Raw genomic sequence first — 16,135 nt, forward strand, 5'->3', positions numbered from 1 at the left:
ATATCACTGCTAAGATAAGCTCATCATAAGCGACTGCAAAAAAAACAAAATGACTTTGAATTTTTATTAGTATTAATCAATATTGATATTAATAAATCATTGAATTGATTTTTTAATTTTATTTTTGGAAATACATGATTTGTATTTTGATTTTTAATGCTTGGCAATCACAAAGATAATGGCAACGACACAAAATAAAACGATGATTAAATAATGTCACATACCACTCACTTGATACAATAAGCCACTTACCATAATACAAGCGGTAAAAATGCTGATTTTTAAACCTGTTTGGCGATTGCCTTGTAAATGGGTCTTGGTGTCATTTGGGACAGTTTTATTGGCAAGCACAGACATCAAACCAACAACACCAATAATAACAAATAAAATCAAGCCAAATACTGTTTTGCTAAGCCCTCCATTTTCATACAAATACACAATAGCAAAAAACCAAAAAGCCAATACCGCTAATCAAATTGATCAAAATCTGCCCATAAACTCCCTTAGGTTTTTAGTGGTGCATAATCATAAAAATCACACACCATTAACTATTACCTATCACAATCCGCCATCACAATATCAATACTTGCCAAATAAATAATCGCATCGGACACCAAAGAGCCGTTAATCACGGACGGCATTTGTTGCAAATGGGCAAAGGTTGGGGTACGGATACGAGTGCGGTAGCTCATCGTTGAGTTGTCGGACGTTATATAATAGCTGTTTAGCCCTTTTACGCCTTCTACCATACAGGCACTCTCCCCTTGTGGCATGACAGGCCCCCACGACACCGACACAAAGTGGTTGATGAGCGTTTCAATGTCTTGTAAGGTGCGGTCTTTTGGCGGTGGCACGGCAAGCGGGTGTTCGGCTTTATACGCTCCGCTTGGCATATTATTTAGGCATTGCTCAATGATACGCAGTGATTGGCGAATCTCTTCAATTTTTACCAAACATCTGTCATAGGCATCACCGTTATAAAACACAGGAATTTCAAAATCAAAATTCTCATAGCCTAGATACGGACGAGCCTTACGCAAATCAAAATCAATGCCCGTGGCACGAAGTCCCGCCCCTGTTACCCCCCACGCTAGGGCTTGTTTGGCGTTGTATTGGGCGACATTTTGCGTACGTCCTTTTAGCACGGTGTTGGTCATCGTTGCCTTATAGTATTCATCAAGGCGTTTTGGCATCCAATCCAAAAACTCACGCACCAGTCGCTCCCAACCATTTGGCAAATCGTGAGCCGTACCGCCAATTCTAAACCACGCAGGATGCATACGATAGCCTGTTACCGCTTCAATGACATCATACGCCTTTTGGCGGTCGGCAAACATATAAAACACAGGGGTCATACCGCCAGCGTCTTGGATAAACGTCCCCCAATAGAGCAAGTTATTGGTAATCCTAAAAAACTCACTCATCATAATGCGAATGACGTTGGCACGGTCAGGGGTGGTAATGCCAGCCAATTTCTCAACCGCCATGATATACGGCAACTCATTCATCACACCGCCCAGATAGTCAATTCGGTCGGTATAAGGAATGAACGAATGCCACGTTTGGCGTTCTGCCATTTTCTCCGCACCTCTATGATGATAGCCGATGTCAGGAATACAATCCACAATCTCCTCACCGTCAAGCTGTAACACCAAGCGAAACGCCCCGTGTGCGGACGGGTGGTTTGGACCGATGTTCAAAAACATAAAATCTTCGTCCCGCCCTGAGCGTTTCATTCCCCATTCTTCGGGGACGAATCGTAGGTTTTCTTGTTCAAATTGCTGTTTGGCGGTGTTTAGAAAATACGGCGTAAACTCGGTCGCACGGGCGTGATATTCCTTACGCAGTGGGTGTCCTTCCCAATATTTTGGCAATAAAATCCGTGTCAAATGGGGGTGTCCGTCAAACACCACGCCAAACATATCCCACACTTCACGCTCATACCAGTTGGCGTTGGGGTAAATTTGTGTGGCGGACGGAATACGCTCGCCCTCACGCAAAGCGACTTTAATGCGAATGTCCGAGTTTCGCTCCAAACTCATCAAATGGTAAAACACGGTAAAATCAGACGCAGGCTGTCCATAGCGGTGCTTACGAAGCCTTTCATCAATGGCGGACAAATCCACCAGCATCACAAAAGGCTTGGGCAGTGTTCGCAAATACAGCAATAAATCAAGCACTTGGGCTTTATCCACCCACACAGTCGGAATGCCGTCAGCGGTCTCTTGGACGGTCAGTCCCGTAAACTTAGCGTTTAATTCGGTTAAAATCTCAAAATCGTGAATGTGGTGAATGCTCATAATACCAACTTTTGTTTGTGTGTGTTAATTTGTTTAACTTAATTTAATTTGGTGCTTGCGGTTTAAAGCGAATCTATTTAGTTATTTTTGCCAATAAACTTTGGTGCATTTGGTTGATTAGAACAATGCCCATTATAATAAAAATCGCTCCAACAAAAAATTGATAGGTTGGCAATTCACTTAAAAACACCCAAGCCATAACAACTGCAAAAATAGGTTCGGATAATTCTGTAACCTGCACTTTTGCTGCTGTCAAATAATTTAAAGCCTTAGTTGTGCAATAAAATCCCAGTATGGTGGGCAATACTGCTAATGCCAATACATTCATTATAATCAAAGCATTCCAATCAATGTGGTGTATGTTATTTAAATAAGGAAAAAATAAATACATACTACCAAACATCATAAATAATCTCGTTAAATAAATTCCACCATTTAAAGAGAATTTTTTTACCAAAACCGAAAAAACACCATAGCCACTACCTGCGATAATTGCATTTAATAGCATATTTAAATTACTACCACCAGACCACGACATTGAAAATATTCCAATAATCGCCAATAACGTCCCTAAAATAGCGGAAATTGTTAATTTCTCGTTTAATAAAATCTTCCCAAATAGCAATGCCGAAACAGAGGCGCAAGCCATTAAAACAACCACAACATTTGATGCAAAGCCATATTGATAAGCGGTTGTTTCAAAGAAAGATAACACAAAAATACCCAAAAATGCACAGATGGCTATTTTAGTCAGTAGATTTAACCAATTTAAATCTGATGTTATTTCACTATTAACAATTTCTTTTTTTTGTACTGATAATGGCTTGTTAATCAAAATTAAACTCAATATCACAAAAGCACAAACCGTCTTAAAAAAAGCAATATCTTGTGGACTCAATCCATTTTGTAGCAAAACTTTACTAAATACCCCAATGGACGCATTAAGAGCAGCAGCCGATAACGCCAACAAAACTCCCAACATTACCTTAGACATACCCCCTTCTCCATAACTGTTGCCACATAGAAGGATTTTTATCGTTAGAAATAAAAATTCCCCCCAAATCTTTCATTTATGGAACAATACTCATCATCTTGCATTAAAATATGATGAGCTTTTTTTAAGCTCCAAAATGGAGTAGCAGGAAATAAATGATGAATAAGGTGGTAATTTTCTCCGTGCATTCCAGTAAAAAAATGCTCCATAAAATGACTAAAACGATTTCTTGAAATTTCTATATTACTTTTAGCATAAGCAATGGGGGCGTGCCAATTATCATGCACATAAAGAGATTTAATCTGTTTCAAAATTTCTCTATCAAACTTCTTATGTTGCATTACATGACACCTTGTCAATTCCTAGTTAATGAATTTTACTCACAAAACAAAATTCACTCCACATTATCAGGACTTCTTAAATTTTTAACCGCAATCCGCTCGCTATTTTTTCTATCCCGTTCTGGGGTCATAATCGGCTGATAGATATTTTGGTCAAGATGAATACCAAGTGGACGGCGCTCTTCTTGGATTGAGTTTTGTAGAAGCATTAACGCCTGAATGAGTGCCTCAGGGCGTGGCGGACAGCCAGGGATATAAACGTCCACAGGCAGGATTTTATCCACACCCTGCACCACCGAATAAATGTCATACATACCGCCCGAGTTGGCACACGCCCCCATAGAGATGACCCATTTGGGTTCTAGCATTTGCTCGTACAATCGCAGTATCACAGGTGCCATTTTGACAAAACACGTCCCCGCCACAATCATCACGTCCGCTTGACGGGGGGAAGCTCGGATAACCTCCGCCCCAAAGCGTGATAAATCGTGCACGCCTGTCAAGGTCGTGGCATATTCCACATAGCAACAGCTTGTGCCGAAGTTAAACGGCCACAGCGAATTTTTTCGCCCCCAGTTGGCAAGGTTGTGCGTCAAATCCGACAATTTACCCATAAAGACATTTTTGTCAATCTCAGCTTGGGTGATGTCGTCAACAACCTCACGGGTTTGATGCGGGTATTGGCTTTGGCTTTCGTTTGCCTTAGTGAGTGTATATTTCATAATGGCTACACTTTTAAGTAAATTTGGCTAATTTATAAATGAGTTAGAACAAAGAATCTGGTCATTCTAGACAAGCAGAAACACAAAAACGCCGCCATCATGGCAACGCTTTTGTATTGAATCACCTTGAATCTTTGGCATTGCCTTGATTGAAGTCTTGAGTGGTGACACGTCCTGTGGTGTTGATGTGATCGATGTTTGCCATTTGCTCGCTATCCTTATCAAGTACGGCTTGTAGTTCTTTACGTCCTGAGAAAATACGTCCTGATGACTGGGCAGGTACTTTGCCCGTAGGGTCTGAGTGTAGCTCATCAATACCATTAAAGGCGGTAATGCTCGCCAAGTCAAAGTCGGCAGGACGCTCATGAATGCGTTGTTTCTTAACACGTTTATCGGCAGGCGCCCAGTTCATCGCCCCAAGTCGCATCTCATAGACAAGACCGACAAATAAAATGGCGATAAAGACAAAAGCGGTAGCAAATCCGAGCCAACCCACTTCGCGCACGCTCACCGAATAGGCGTACAGATACAAGGCTTCTAAGTCAAAAATCACAAAGAAAATCGCCACTAAATAAAATTTGGCAGACAAACGAATACGGGCCGACCCTGCTGAGACCACCCCTGCTTCAAAATTCTCTTGTTTTTGGGAACCTGATGAGCGACCGCCAAGCAAGCGCGGCACGACAAGCATAAAGACAACTAGCCCTAATGCGGCTAATAGATAGACAATGGCTGACCATTCGGCTGGCATAATCACCCCTGCGTGATTTTTTGAATAACCAATTCAAGGATGGTCAAACCTTTTGACGCACCCAAAATGTGGGATGCATTATAGCACATTTAAAAAAAATACTCATGAAAGATGCTTATTTTTTTATCAGTTTGGCTTATAAAAGTCTCAAACAATGAAAAATCCTAAGCATCGCACGCTTAGGATTTTGTAAAAAGTTATTTCAGTCTGCCTAGAATGTCTCGATCGGCTAAACCTAACAAAGCAATCATAGCAAACTGTCAATACTTCCTATTGGTTATTATTGACTAATCACCTCAACGCCTCTTGGTGGTGTAAAGCTAAACTGACTTGCGTTAATTTTTTTGTTCAAGCTGATATTGCTGAATCGAATGTCAGTTCGCTGGCCCATGGCGTCATTTAGCACCATCAGCACAGGCTTGCCCCCATTAAAGCTAATGTACAGTTCATTAAAGCCTGCGTTACCACCCTTAGGGGTCAGCTTAAAATAGTTCTTGGCGCTGTTCGGCTGACTGACATTAAAATTATTCGCAATCTTCACAGGATCGCCTGACAGTAATAGCGCAGGCGTGTCACCCACTTGGTTACTGGTAGATTGCTTGATGGCTTGGCTTAGGTCTTTGTCATATACCCACATGGTTGAGCCATTAGCGACGATGAGCTGCTCAGCAGGAGACTTAGTTTCCCAGCGGAATTGATTTTCGCGCTGTACTGCCATCGTTCCGCTAAATTTATTGGTTTTTTTGCCAGCTTTGGTGGTTTGGCTAAAATTAGCCGTCATTGATTGGGTGTTTGACAGCAGGCGGTTTAAATTTTTTACTGCATCCTGCTGACTGGCAGGCGCTGCTTGGGCTATGGTAGGTAGCGTCATTGCACTAACACCAGCAGCAACCGTAAGACCCAGACAAGCTTTTAAGCTCAATGCCTTTAGTGTGTCTAAATTTGACATGATGTTCTCCATTTTGGTTCTTTAAAACTTGCACATTATGCGCAAAATCATTTTTAAATGCAATTCACATGACACAAGTGCCCAGTGTGCTTGCTGTTGTTGATGTGAATTTTGCCACTTTTTTATATTGCAATCTACTGGAGAATTGCAAACGAGCGGGGTGAATTGTTACTGGTCGGCTAAAAGTTAGCTATCTATTCATCAATTTTGGGAAATTGTTACGCCAAACACAAAAAAAGACGAGTCACTGACCCGTCTTTTTAGCTTAGCAATCAAATTACTGCTGTGGTGCTACGTCCGCAAAAACAGCAACATCCACTTCAACACGGCGGTTAGGCTGCAGACACTGAACCTGAATTGCCTTTGGTGCGTTAATGTCGCACCCGACGTTAGGTGGTGGCTGTGTTTTACCGGCGCCCGTTGCATTTAATTTACGCGCGGCGATACCTCTTGAGATCAAGTATTGACGAACAGTCTGCGCACGCAGCATAGACAGATTCATGTTATACATATCACTACCATAGCGGTCGGTATGACCTGTGATCATCACGCGACTGTCGCCACGCGCTTCCCACTCAAGCAGTTTGACAGCAAGCTCATCAAGCTTAGCACGACCTGCTGGCAGCATGTCTTCAAGCTTCCATTTGTCAAATTTAAACAATGCATCCGCTTCTAGGTTAATGCGTTCGTTGACGATTTGTACTGGTGCAGCCACAGGAATAACAACAGGTGCAGCAGCTACCGCTTGATCTTGTAGTTCAAAACAGCCAGGCTCGCCTTTCTAGTACATCGCTGTTGAGATTTTTTTGTCAAAATCCACACGCAATTGGCAACGTACATACTCTTTATTATGCGGCTTACGAATGTCTAGAACGTAGTTCCAAGACTTGTTAAAGATAACACCCTCGTTGAATTGTGGATGACTTAGTAGCTTGCGAATGCTGTCTTTATCCATGCCTACATTTAGACGTGCAACATAATCAACTTCATAGTGTGGCACCTGCTTTAGATAACTCTTGCTATCAAAGTCTGGGAATTCGATGTCATCAGGTGCAGGCGTGATATAGGCTGCTGATGCACCCGTTCCAATAAGCGTTGTGGCCAATGCCAAAGCTTTGATTAATTTCATAAGATTCTCTTTATTAATTAGTGATAAATGAACATTGGTTAGATCCAAGTCCAGCCAACCTTGACTGAACTTGGACAGCAACATGATATATTAATCAATCACACCGCTCACACCGATACGGAAGCCAGTATCGCCCTCGCTGGCAGTAGAGATACCACCAGAGAATGCCCAACGACCATTATCAGCAGTCTTACGCAGGGTTGCTGCAACGGCTTGCTCGCCACCATAGTGCGCTGCACCCACCGAATAGGTCCATTTACCTGGAACGAATGGCGCCTCTTCGAATGCCATTGCAGAAGCGATACCTGCTTTGGCTTCACGATCTACCTGACCGATGCGGTTATTTACGTAGTTGATATCGTTATAGATATTCTGAGCCATACCTTTTAGCTGACTTACGTTAACTGCATCTGTATCATTGACACCTGGAGCGACATTAGTGATAGCATTACCACCATTGTTCAAACCAGACGAGCTGACACTCACGGTATTTTGCGGATCGGCTTTTGTTGGCGCGGCGATAGTCACACCTTCATCGTTAACCAAGGTATTACCTGTAGTCAGTGACCCATCTTGACCCAGATTCACATCTTTCGCCAATTTCACTTCCAAAGCATCACTACCATTGGCTACTACACCGATATTGCCGTCTAAAAGCTTGGCAGTATCGGTTACGCTGCCTTTCACATTCACGGTTTGACCCAGCTTACGGTTAACGTTGTCGCCACTGTCACCAGCAAAGGTAAGCGGCTGATTCACGGCTTTGTCCAAACCACTAATCGCATCGCCAACATTATTCACCGCAGTTGTGCTGCCATCTGCAGGATTGGTCAAGGTATAGCTAGGGGCGCTTACCGTATCATCTGCACTCATCGTCGATCCGCCACCCAAATGGTTGGCAACGCTGTTGGCTGTAGCATAGAGCTGGCTGCCGTTGACCGAATCTTTGCTGCCTTCACTGATGTTACCATCTTGAACATTGGTGACTTTCTTATCGCCAGCATTGATGCCGTCTTGGTTGATGATCACATCACCGATTAAGTTGGCATTACCAATGGCAGTATTTCCATCACCTTCAACAATACTGAAATTCTGGTCTGTTATTTTAGCTATTTTACCTTCTAAGGCATCTCCAACGCGATTTGTATAAACACCACCAGTAGCACCAATAACATTAGAGCTTCTACCAAAACTCATACTCGCTGAACCCATGGCAGCAGCGCCTCTATTTTTTGCAATAGTTCCCACACCGATAGCAGCTTGGTTAACGGTTGAACCTGTAAAAGCTTTAACGCCAATAGCAGCGTTATCAAACCCTCCTGTCACTTGAGAATGGTTACCAAAAGCTGAAGTGGTATCGCCGTGAGCCTAAGCATCCACACCTACCGCGGAAGTAATCGTACCTGCTGAGACTGAATTTGCACCAATAGCCATTTGAATATTGCCGCCGCCCAATACCTTGGCATTGTAGCCAATAGCGGTAGAACCCCTACTAACATTCTTGCCAATTAATGCATCGCGACCAATAGCCATACCACCCTCTCCGGCTAGTCTAGTGGCTGACGGCTTAGCCAAAACTTTAGCATTGGGCAGATGCTATAGTAGTAACTGCTACAGAAGTGGCAACCAGAGCTGACTGCACGATAGATTTGGTTTTTGATTTGCCTTTGCCGCGTGCCATTTCTGATATAGCAGACCAAGTGCCTGAAGCAGCATTTCAGACAACTTTATAGACTTTGTTCATAAGATATTTTCACTTGAGTAAAAATGATAAAAATCATCATTTTGATAGATAAAAACCAATCGAGAAAAACACTAGGATCTTATTGGTCTTAATTGGTGGATTTGATCGCTTATCCATTCCCAATATTTGAATTGTAAAATTTGGGCTGTAAGGATTAAAACAATGAGCTTATTCTAACTTTTAAAATATATGTTACCTATCTTTTTTTGTTAAATTAAATAAACTAAGAAGATAACTTACACATAATTATAATCTGATTACTTAACTAATAAAATTTAGGTAGAATTAACAAATTATTAATAATATTTTTATTAAAAAGTACACACATCTAATAACTAGGTTTTTGGAAATACCATCATTTTAAATAGTCCCTACCGCAATAACATAAAAACCGCTTTATTTAGCATAAAGCGGCCATTCCCCTTATTTGTATTACTAATTATTTCAAAACCTGCTGCACTCTATTCGCAATATCCTGCGCCAGTGATTGACACAATGCCTCATCTTGACATTCCACCATGACACGGATGACAGGCTCTGTGCCTGATTTACGGATCAGTAGGCGTCCTTTGCCAGATAGCTTTTGCTCAGCGTCATCAAATGCCGCAACAAGATCAGGATGATCATGAGGGTCTGACATCTGCGACAGTCGCACATTAATGAGCGTCTGCGGGAATGGCGTATAACCGTCAGTCAACGTACTTAATTTCACATCGCGCTCAACCATGCACATGAGCACCTGCAATCCTGCAACGATGGCATCGCCTGTACGGCTCTTATCTAGGCATAGGATGTGACCTGACGGCTCACCGCCGATACTCCAGCCTTTGGTCTCAAGGTCTTGCATTACATAACGATCCCCAACCTTGGCACGGTGGAACCCAATGCCGCGCTCCGCCAAACTCAGCTCCAACGCCACGTTACTCATGAGCGTACCCACCACGCCGGCAGGTTGTAGATGATTTGCTAGAATATATAGCACAGCATCACCATCAACAATCGAGCCCTCCTCATCTACCATGATGATGCGATCGCCATCACCATCTAGTGCGATGCCAACATCAGCGCCATGTTCTAGTACAGCCTTTTGTAGAGTCTTTGGGTGAGTCGATCCACAGTTGTCATTGATATTCACTCCATCAGGCACATTATGAATCGCGATGACATCTGCACCAAGCTCACGAAGCACGCGAGGCGCTACGCTATAGCCTGCGCCATTGGCACAGTCCACCACGATTTTTAGTGAATTTAGGCTCAAATGATACGGGAAGCTGCCTTTGCAGTACTCGATATAACGCCCCTTAGCATCCTCAACTCGAAAGCTCTTACCGATGCCATCCGCCTTAATACCTACAAGTCTAGACAGGCGCGCATCAGTATCGCCCACTAACGCATCCAACTCTAGGTTAATGGCGTTTTGAATTTCATCAGAGATTTTCTTACCTTCACAAGAGAAGAATTTTACGCCATTATCTTGGTATGGATTATGCGATGCCGAGATGACCACACCCATGTCTGCGTGGAAGCTATTCACTAAATGCGCAATCGCAGGTGTCGGCAATGGACCCAGCATATACACATCCACGCCTGCCGCGTTAAATCCCGCCTGCAGCGCCGCCTCAATAACATAGCCAGATAGGCGCGTGTCTTTACCAATCAGTACGCTTGGGCGTTTTTTTGAATTGCCGGCACGTTCCATCAGCACTCGTCCCGCACCAAACCCTAAGCGCAACAAAAAATCAGGCGTGATCGGAAATACACCAAATTCCCCACGAATGCCATCTGTACCAAAATAACTCATATTATCCTCCAAAATATTCAATCGTACCAATAAATATATCAGCGAATTATATCACAGCAATTCCTTTAAAAATTTAAGTATTTGCTAACCATTCGTGAATGATTGGTCAAAAATAGCCACACCCAATCTTAGCCATTCATCAATCAAGCAAAAACCTTAGCAATATGGTACTCTTTAATTTTAAACCTTAATAATTAGCCATTAATCATGCCCTCACACTCCCTTACCCAACTAAAAATACGCGCAACGTGGTTATGCTTACTGCTTATTCTACTCATGTTTATAAGTCAGACAGCTTATGTTTGGGTATTTGGACGGATGTTAGATCTTAGTCTTATAGCTGGCAGTCGTCACGGCGTGGTAGTTAGTCTTAGCGTCATAGCAAGCGCTTTGACTTTAAGTGTGGTTGGTCTCATCATGGCAACATATCATGCTTGTGACAGACCGGCGAAATGGCTGGGTATCCGCCCTTTTTATTGGCGGCATTTGGCGGTATGCACCTGGTGGCTTGCGCTATTTTTGGTGGTTAGTGAATTCATCACGCATACACTAGGTCGTGCGCCGATGACTTTCATGGATGGTATGATAAGCACAGCGAATCTGCCGTTACTTGTCCTAGCGACCGTCGTGATCGCACCCATCTATGAGGAGTTGATTTTCCGAGGGGTAATGTTCGGGCTGATCAAAGACGCAATTCATCCTAACAATCACCACGCATCGCTCACAGCCAGCGTGATCACGAGCGCCCTATTTTCATTAGTTCATGTGCAGTATGGTGCGTTTGAGATGGGTGTGATTTTTGGGCTGGCAATGATTTTTTGTTATGCGCGGATACGCTGCGATTCGCTGATTGCACCGATACTACTACATGTTCTAAATAATGGCTTGGCAATGGCGGTATATTTATTTTATGTGTAATATTTAAAAATACACAAAACAAAAAAACGAAACTTTCATTCCATTTTTTATTGAACTGGCATCAGATTACTGTTTTACCGCTTCTACTTGAATGTCGATGCGAACTTTTTTGCCATGCCCATCGCCACCAGATAATCCATGCCCCATCTAGTGCGGTCAATGGTCGTGCCAAAGTCGCCACCGCACACCTCTGCTTTTGCCATTGGGCTGTCATAGCAGTTTAATTTATTGACCTTTAGACGCACAGAATGAGTCTGACCAAGTAGCGTCAGATTGCCATCAACAGATGATAATTTACGCGCCTTGCCTTTGCCAACATAGTTGAATTTGGTCGATTCAAAACGCATGTTCGGATGTGCTTCAGCATTGAACAGATCAGCAGATTTTAGGTGACCTGTGAACGCTTCAGAGCCAGTTTATAGGCTGTCAATCGGGATGGTGATGTCGATTTTGCCTTTGCGCGCTTCTTTGTCAAATTCCATCAAGCCTGTCAGACCAAAGAAATCACCAACGTTCGTACTGGTGTTAAAGTGATCAATGGCAAATCATGCGTTGGTGTGAGCTGCGTCAATCTCATAATTCGCTGCGTGAGCTGTAGCATTCAGACCAAGTAGCGCTGCGCCGAATACGTGTGATAATTTCATGACTTTCTCCTATTGAAAGCAAGCAGTGAATAAGAAACACTTTCAATATGATAATATCTTAACGCGACGCATCAGTGAAAAAAAACGCCATTTTGTTGATGCAATGTTTCTTCTCAAGAAACTTACTGACCATTTAATGCCAGTACCGTTTGCGCACTGTTTCTGATGTCGTCCACGGTGAGATTTCGCTTACCGCTCAAATCTTGTCGCCATTTTCTTGCTCCTATCAAGCCTTGAAACAGTCCTAGGTAATGCCGTGTCAAGGTCGCCAAATTCGCCCCTTGCTCGGCTCGTTTTTCAAGATAAGGGTAGAGATTTTCTAGGATTTCACGGTGCGTTGGGATAGGCTCGCCCCACAATTGATTGCACGCCCCCATGAGCATGGGATTGTGATAAAACGCCCGTCCTATCATCACGCCATCCACATGGTTTAGGTGGGTTTTGAGGTCATCGAGATTGTCCACACCGCCATTGATTTCTATACGTAACTGGGGAAATTCTGTTTTTAGGCGGTAAATATCATCGTAGCGTAGGGGCGGAATTTCTCGGTTTTCTTTGGGGGATAAGCCGTTAAGCCATGCTATCCTAGCATGAGCGATAAAGTGCGTACAGCCAGCCTCCGCCACAGTCCCCACAAAATCACGCATAAACTCATAACTGTCAAACGTATCAATGCCAATGCGGTGCTTGACGGTAACGGACTTATCGGTACTGCCTTTCATCGCACGCACCATGTCCGCCACCAGTTTTGGTTCTGCCATAAGGCACGCCCCGATTTTGTTGTGCTGAACACGGTCGGACGGACAGCCAACATTGACATTAAATTCATCATAGCCCATCTTATCGGCAATCTGTACACAGTGTGCCATCTCGCTAGGGCTAGAGCCGCCAAGCTGTAACACCACAGGATGCTCGCTGTCATCATAACGCAAAATATAATCCGTATCGCCCTTTAAAATGGCACTCGTGCTGATCATCTCCGTGTACAGATGTATGTGGCGATTAAACAGACGCGCAAAAAATCTAAAATCCGACGTCGTCCAGTCAATCATCGGGGCTAGGCTAATTCTTTTATTTTCTTTAAAATCAATCATTAAAAAATCTTTGGTAATGTAGATGGTTACTTCAAGGGCTTAGCGATATTGATTCAGTAGGTTATCAAAATTTTGACTGGTGATTTGCCCAATTTCCTCACAGCTTTTGTCATAGACTTTTGCCAAGGCTTCTGCCACATATGGCACATAGGTCGGTTCATTATCACGACCACGCTTTGGCACGGGCGCCAGATACGGGCTGTCCGTCTCGATTAGAATTCTATCCAATGGTAGCTTTGCTGCGACTTCACGAAGCTCAGCAGATTTATTAAAACTCACAATCCCAGAGAACGAGATATACATACCCAAATCAAGCGCACGCTTGGCAAAGGCATAATCTTCAGTGAAGCAGTGAATGATGCCATGCTCACATCTCTCGGCAGATAGTACGTCTAGCGTATCATGAGAAGCTGCGCGAGTATGGACGATGATGGGCTTTTTGACGCTTTGGCTGGCGTAGATGTGTGTGGCGAAGCTGTGTTTTTGGGCATCTTTTTTGCCAGCATCCCAATAATAATCAAGACCCGTCTCGCCAAAGCCCCAGACCTTATCATGATCAAGTGTCAGCAGCTTCTCCACCGTCACACCTGCCAATACATCAGCACCTTGGCAAGGGTGCAGTCCGACGCTCATGCCAATGTTGAGCTTATCATCTGATCTATCCACCCACGCTTTAATATCATCAAACTCATCATAATGACACATGATCGCCATGGCTCGGCTCACATTGGCGTCCTTCATGGCACCAAGCAGCCTTTCTGGATTGTGATCATGATTGTCTAATTTTAGATAGGTTAAATGGCAATGGCTGTCGGTAAACATAATTTTCACATCAATATTAAAAACCGCTTATTATACCGCATTTTCTGGCATTGTAGGGTCTTTATCGCGGTCGGATTTTAGGCTAATTTCTTGGCTTGGTAAGGCATGATCTACGTCATACTTAGCCACTTCGTTCAGCACATCAACCAAAAGCTCACTTTGTTTTTTCCAAAACACCGTCACATCAGCCGCATCCAGATAGCAGCGCATCTCAATAACGAATGCATCTTGGCGCAGCTCGCTTAACCTGACCAGTGTCCACTCGTCGTTAGTATAGACGTGGTTTTCTAAGAACAGTTGCAAGTCATTGATCAGCCTACCGATCTCGTCAGGATTGGCAGAGCGTTTTAGGTACAGATGATGATAAAAATAAAACATATCCCTGGCGTCATAGTTCTCGATTTGCATGGCACTAAATTCACCATTTGGCACAGTGACCACCGTTCTATTGAGCGTTCTGATACGACTAGAGCGTATCCCGATGTCAATCACCGTACCCTCCATCGTCCCAAATCGACAATAATCCCCTACGCGAATCGGGCGGTCAGCCACCACGACCACCGAACCGATAAGGTTCTCGATGGTTTTTTGGGCACCAAAGGCAAGTGCAAGACCACCCACCCCAAGTGCTGCAATACCCGTCGTCAAGTCAAAGCCCAGATTACCAAAGATAATAATCACCGCAACGGTGACCATGAACGCTTTGGCAACTTTACGAAACAGATTTAGGATGGAGACTTGTTCTAGGCGTTTGTGCTTACGACTGTTGTTCTCGGCACGCACGAACACGGCATCAATCACCCGAAGCACCAGCCAAGCGGTTGCAAGCCATGCCACTACCTCAACACCCCGGGTCACTGCCGTGCGAAGCGTGACAGGCACCCCCATCTGCACCATCATCTCAGAGAATATCGATGCTAGGATAACCACAGACAACGGCAAAAGCGCCTTCGATGGTATGGCAAATGCCTTACCGCGTATCTTAGGATACAAAAAAGCAAAGACACCCCACACGACCCACAGCCCAACCCAGATCACAGACAAGCCAACAGCAATTAAGATAGCAAGTGATATCAGATCTGAGACTTCATGCCCCAAGATCTGCTTATCCGCCCAAAAGTCAAGTCCTAATTCCTCTGCCAAGGTGGTGCGGTTTTCTTTTAGGTTGGTGGGCAGTTTATCCAGCGTGTCTTCTGAGATCTGCCAATAAACCACGCCATTGGCATCCGTCTTTCTGATAAGCAGCAGATCGATTTTTTCGATGTTGATCTCGATGGTGCCGACTTTCTCTAGGTCGCTTGGCAGCTTATCCGCCAAATCACCCTCGCTTTTATCACTGATTGACAGCACGGGCTGCAAGCGTCCGCCTTTATCCAAGGCGATTGTTAGATTGTTAATGATGGCTTCTGGATCTTCTTGTTTTTTTAGAAAGTCATCATCTAGGTATTTTTCCGTCAAAGCCATGTCCTTATCCGATAAGGCTTTGACAAAATTCTGCACAGTACTTCTAGGCGAGTCTCGTCCATAGCTGTCTTTGGGCGAATCAGCGGTCATTTGCGGTTCGGTTTTGGTTAGTGCGCTGACGGCGCTGGCATTATTTGGTAAACAAAACAGCGCGACCAGCACCAGCAACGCCGCCAAAACCCAACGTCTCAACCAACCAACATAAGACAAATTCATTCCAAACACACTCAAATAAGACAAATTTGACCGCCATGCTAACAACTTTTAAGATCAAACACAAGCTGTCTTCTATGGATAACTGAGCCACCCAAGCTTTCATCATTTAGTTCAAGCCAACATCATCAGATTAGATTTACCATTAATAATTACATGGCTTTATCTTTAACCCATTCTAAAATTTTGCTATAATAGCAAGTTACCCAAGAGATGTTGCACCCGTTCAACGGTCAGGCTTGGCGTTCT

General features: G+C 43.8%; 16 protein-coding genes and 2 pseudogenes. 1 reads left to right on the forward strand and 17 read right to left on the reverse strand.

Annotation, left to right across the window (positions count from 1 at the left end; all coding sequences use genetic code 11):
• Positions 1–551: 551 nt before the first annotated feature.
• The 13 genes and pseudogenes from nuoC to glmM form a co-directional block, all read right to left on the reverse strand.
• Positions 552–2,300 (reverse strand): NADH-quinone oxidoreductase subunit C/D, encoded by a 1,749-nt coding sequence (nuoC, locus tag AAX10_RS06310; protein WP_046700162.1) that lies wholly within the window; start codon positions 2,298–2,300, stop codon positions 552–554.
• A gap of 73 nt (positions 2,301–2,373) precedes the next feature.
• On the reverse strand, positions 2,374–3,294 hold the full coding sequence (locus tag AAX10_RS06315; protein ID WP_046698366.1) for a DMT family transporter: 921 nt from the start codon (positions 3,292–3,294) through the stop codon (positions 2,374–2,376).
• Between the two features lie 44 nt (positions 3,295–3,338).
• Positions 3,339–3,635: a fatty acid desaturase gene (locus AAX10_RS06320; RefSeq protein ID WP_046698367.1), complete on the reverse strand. Its 297-nt coding sequence runs from the start codon at positions 3,633–3,635 to the stop codon at positions 3,339–3,341.
• Positions 3,636–3,688: 53 nt separating this feature from the next.
• Positions 3,689–4,357 carry an NADH-quinone oxidoreductase subunit B gene (locus AAX10_RS06325; RefSeq protein WP_036366122.1) on the reverse strand — a complete coding sequence of 223 codons (669 nt, stop codon included), beginning with the start codon at positions 4,355–4,357 and terminating at the stop codon, positions 3,689–3,691.
• A gap of 121 nt (positions 4,358–4,478) precedes the next feature.
• On the reverse strand, positions 4,479–5,108 hold the full coding sequence (gene ndhC, locus AAX10_RS06330; protein ID WP_046700163.1) for an NADH-quinone oxidoreductase subunit A: 630 nt from the start codon (positions 5,106–5,108) through the stop codon (positions 4,479–4,481).
• A gap of 280 nt (positions 5,109–5,388) precedes the next feature.
• Complete coding sequence (lolA, locus tag AAX10_RS06335) at positions 5,389–5,979, reverse strand: outer membrane lipoprotein periplasmic chaperone LolA (protein WP_227540070.1); 591 nt, start codon at positions 5,977–5,979, stop codon at positions 5,389–5,391.
• Positions 5,980–6,334: 355 nt separating this feature from the next.
• Positions 6,335–6,772: an OmpA family protein gene (locus tag AAX10_RS06340; RefSeq protein WP_080947081.1), complete on the reverse strand. Its 438-nt coding sequence runs from the start codon at positions 6,770–6,772 to the stop codon at positions 6,335–6,337.
• Positions 6,773–6,838: 66 nt separating this feature from the next.
• Positions 6,839–7,186 (reverse strand): outer membrane protein assembly factor BamE domain-containing protein, encoded by a 348-nt coding sequence (gene bamE / locus AAX10_RS06345; RefSeq protein WP_158580332.1) that lies wholly within the window; start codon positions 7,184–7,186, stop codon positions 6,839–6,841.
• Between the two features lie 90 nt (positions 7,187–7,276).
• Positions 7,277–8,059: a YadA-like family protein gene (locus tag AAX10_RS10615; RefSeq protein WP_420812470.1), complete on the reverse strand. Its 783-nt coding sequence runs from the start codon at positions 8,057–8,059 to the stop codon at positions 7,277–7,279.
• Positions 8,060–8,071: 12 nt separating this feature from the next.
• Positions 8,072–8,398 (reverse strand): annotated as a pseudogene (locus AAX10_RS10620) (hypothetical protein); the annotation flags it as partial.
• A 156-nt stretch (positions 8,399–8,554) separates the two neighbouring features.
• Positions 8,555–8,719, reverse strand: coding sequence for a hypothetical protein (locus tag AAX10_RS10090; protein ID WP_158580334.1), 165 nt, complete (start codon positions 8,717–8,719; stop codon positions 8,555–8,557).
• A gap of 46 nt (positions 8,720–8,765) precedes the next feature.
• Positions 8,766–8,891 (reverse strand): annotated as a pseudogene (locus tag AAX10_RS10625) (hypothetical protein); the annotation flags it as partial.
• 478 nt (positions 8,892–9,369) lie between these two features.
• The gene (glmM, locus tag AAX10_RS06355; protein ID WP_046700165.1) at positions 9,370–10,731 is read right to left on the reverse strand and encodes a phosphoglucosamine mutase; all 1,362 of its coding nucleotides are present in this window, start codon (positions 10,729–10,731) and stop codon (positions 9,370–9,372) included.
• 318 nt (positions 10,732–11,049) lie between these two features.
• Here glmM and AAX10_RS06360 point away from each other — a divergent pair, with 318 nt between their 5' ends.
• Positions 11,050–11,649 (forward strand): CPBP family intramembrane glutamic endopeptidase, encoded by a 600-nt coding sequence (locus AAX10_RS06360; protein WP_158580336.1) that lies wholly within the window; start codon positions 11,050–11,052, stop codon positions 11,647–11,649.
• Between the two features lie 83 nt (positions 11,650–11,732).
• On the opposite strand, the gene AAX10_RS10335 is transcribed toward AAX10_RS06360, so the two are convergent.
• The 4 genes from AAX10_RS10335 to AAX10_RS06380 form a co-directional block, all read right to left on the reverse strand.
• Positions 11,733–12,023 (reverse strand): YceI family protein, encoded by a 291-nt coding sequence (locus AAX10_RS10335; RefSeq protein WP_226997841.1) that lies wholly within the window; start codon positions 12,021–12,023, stop codon positions 11,733–11,735.
• 392 nt (positions 12,024–12,415) lie between these two features.
• Positions 12,416–13,387 (reverse strand): tRNA dihydrouridine(20/20a) synthase DusA, encoded by a 972-nt coding sequence (dusA, locus tag AAX10_RS06370; protein WP_046698370.1) that lies wholly within the window; start codon positions 13,385–13,387, stop codon positions 12,416–12,418.
• A 39-nt stretch (positions 13,388–13,426) separates the two neighbouring features.
• A complete protein-coding gene (locus tag AAX10_RS06375; RefSeq protein WP_046698408.1) occupies positions 13,427–14,209 on the reverse strand; it encodes a TatD family hydrolase in 783 nt (260 codons plus the stop codon).
• Between the two features lie 30 nt (positions 14,210–14,239).
• Positions 14,240–15,889: a mechanosensitive ion channel family protein gene (locus tag AAX10_RS06380; RefSeq protein WP_046698409.1), complete on the reverse strand. Its 1,650-nt coding sequence runs from the start codon at positions 15,887–15,889 to the stop codon at positions 14,240–14,242.
• Between the last annotated feature and the right edge of the window lie 246 nt (positions 15,890–16,135).

The organism is Moraxella bovoculi (assembly GCF_000988745.2).
GTDB lineage: Bacteria > Pseudomonadota > Gammaproteobacteria > Pseudomonadales > Moraxellaceae > Moraxella > Moraxella bovoculi.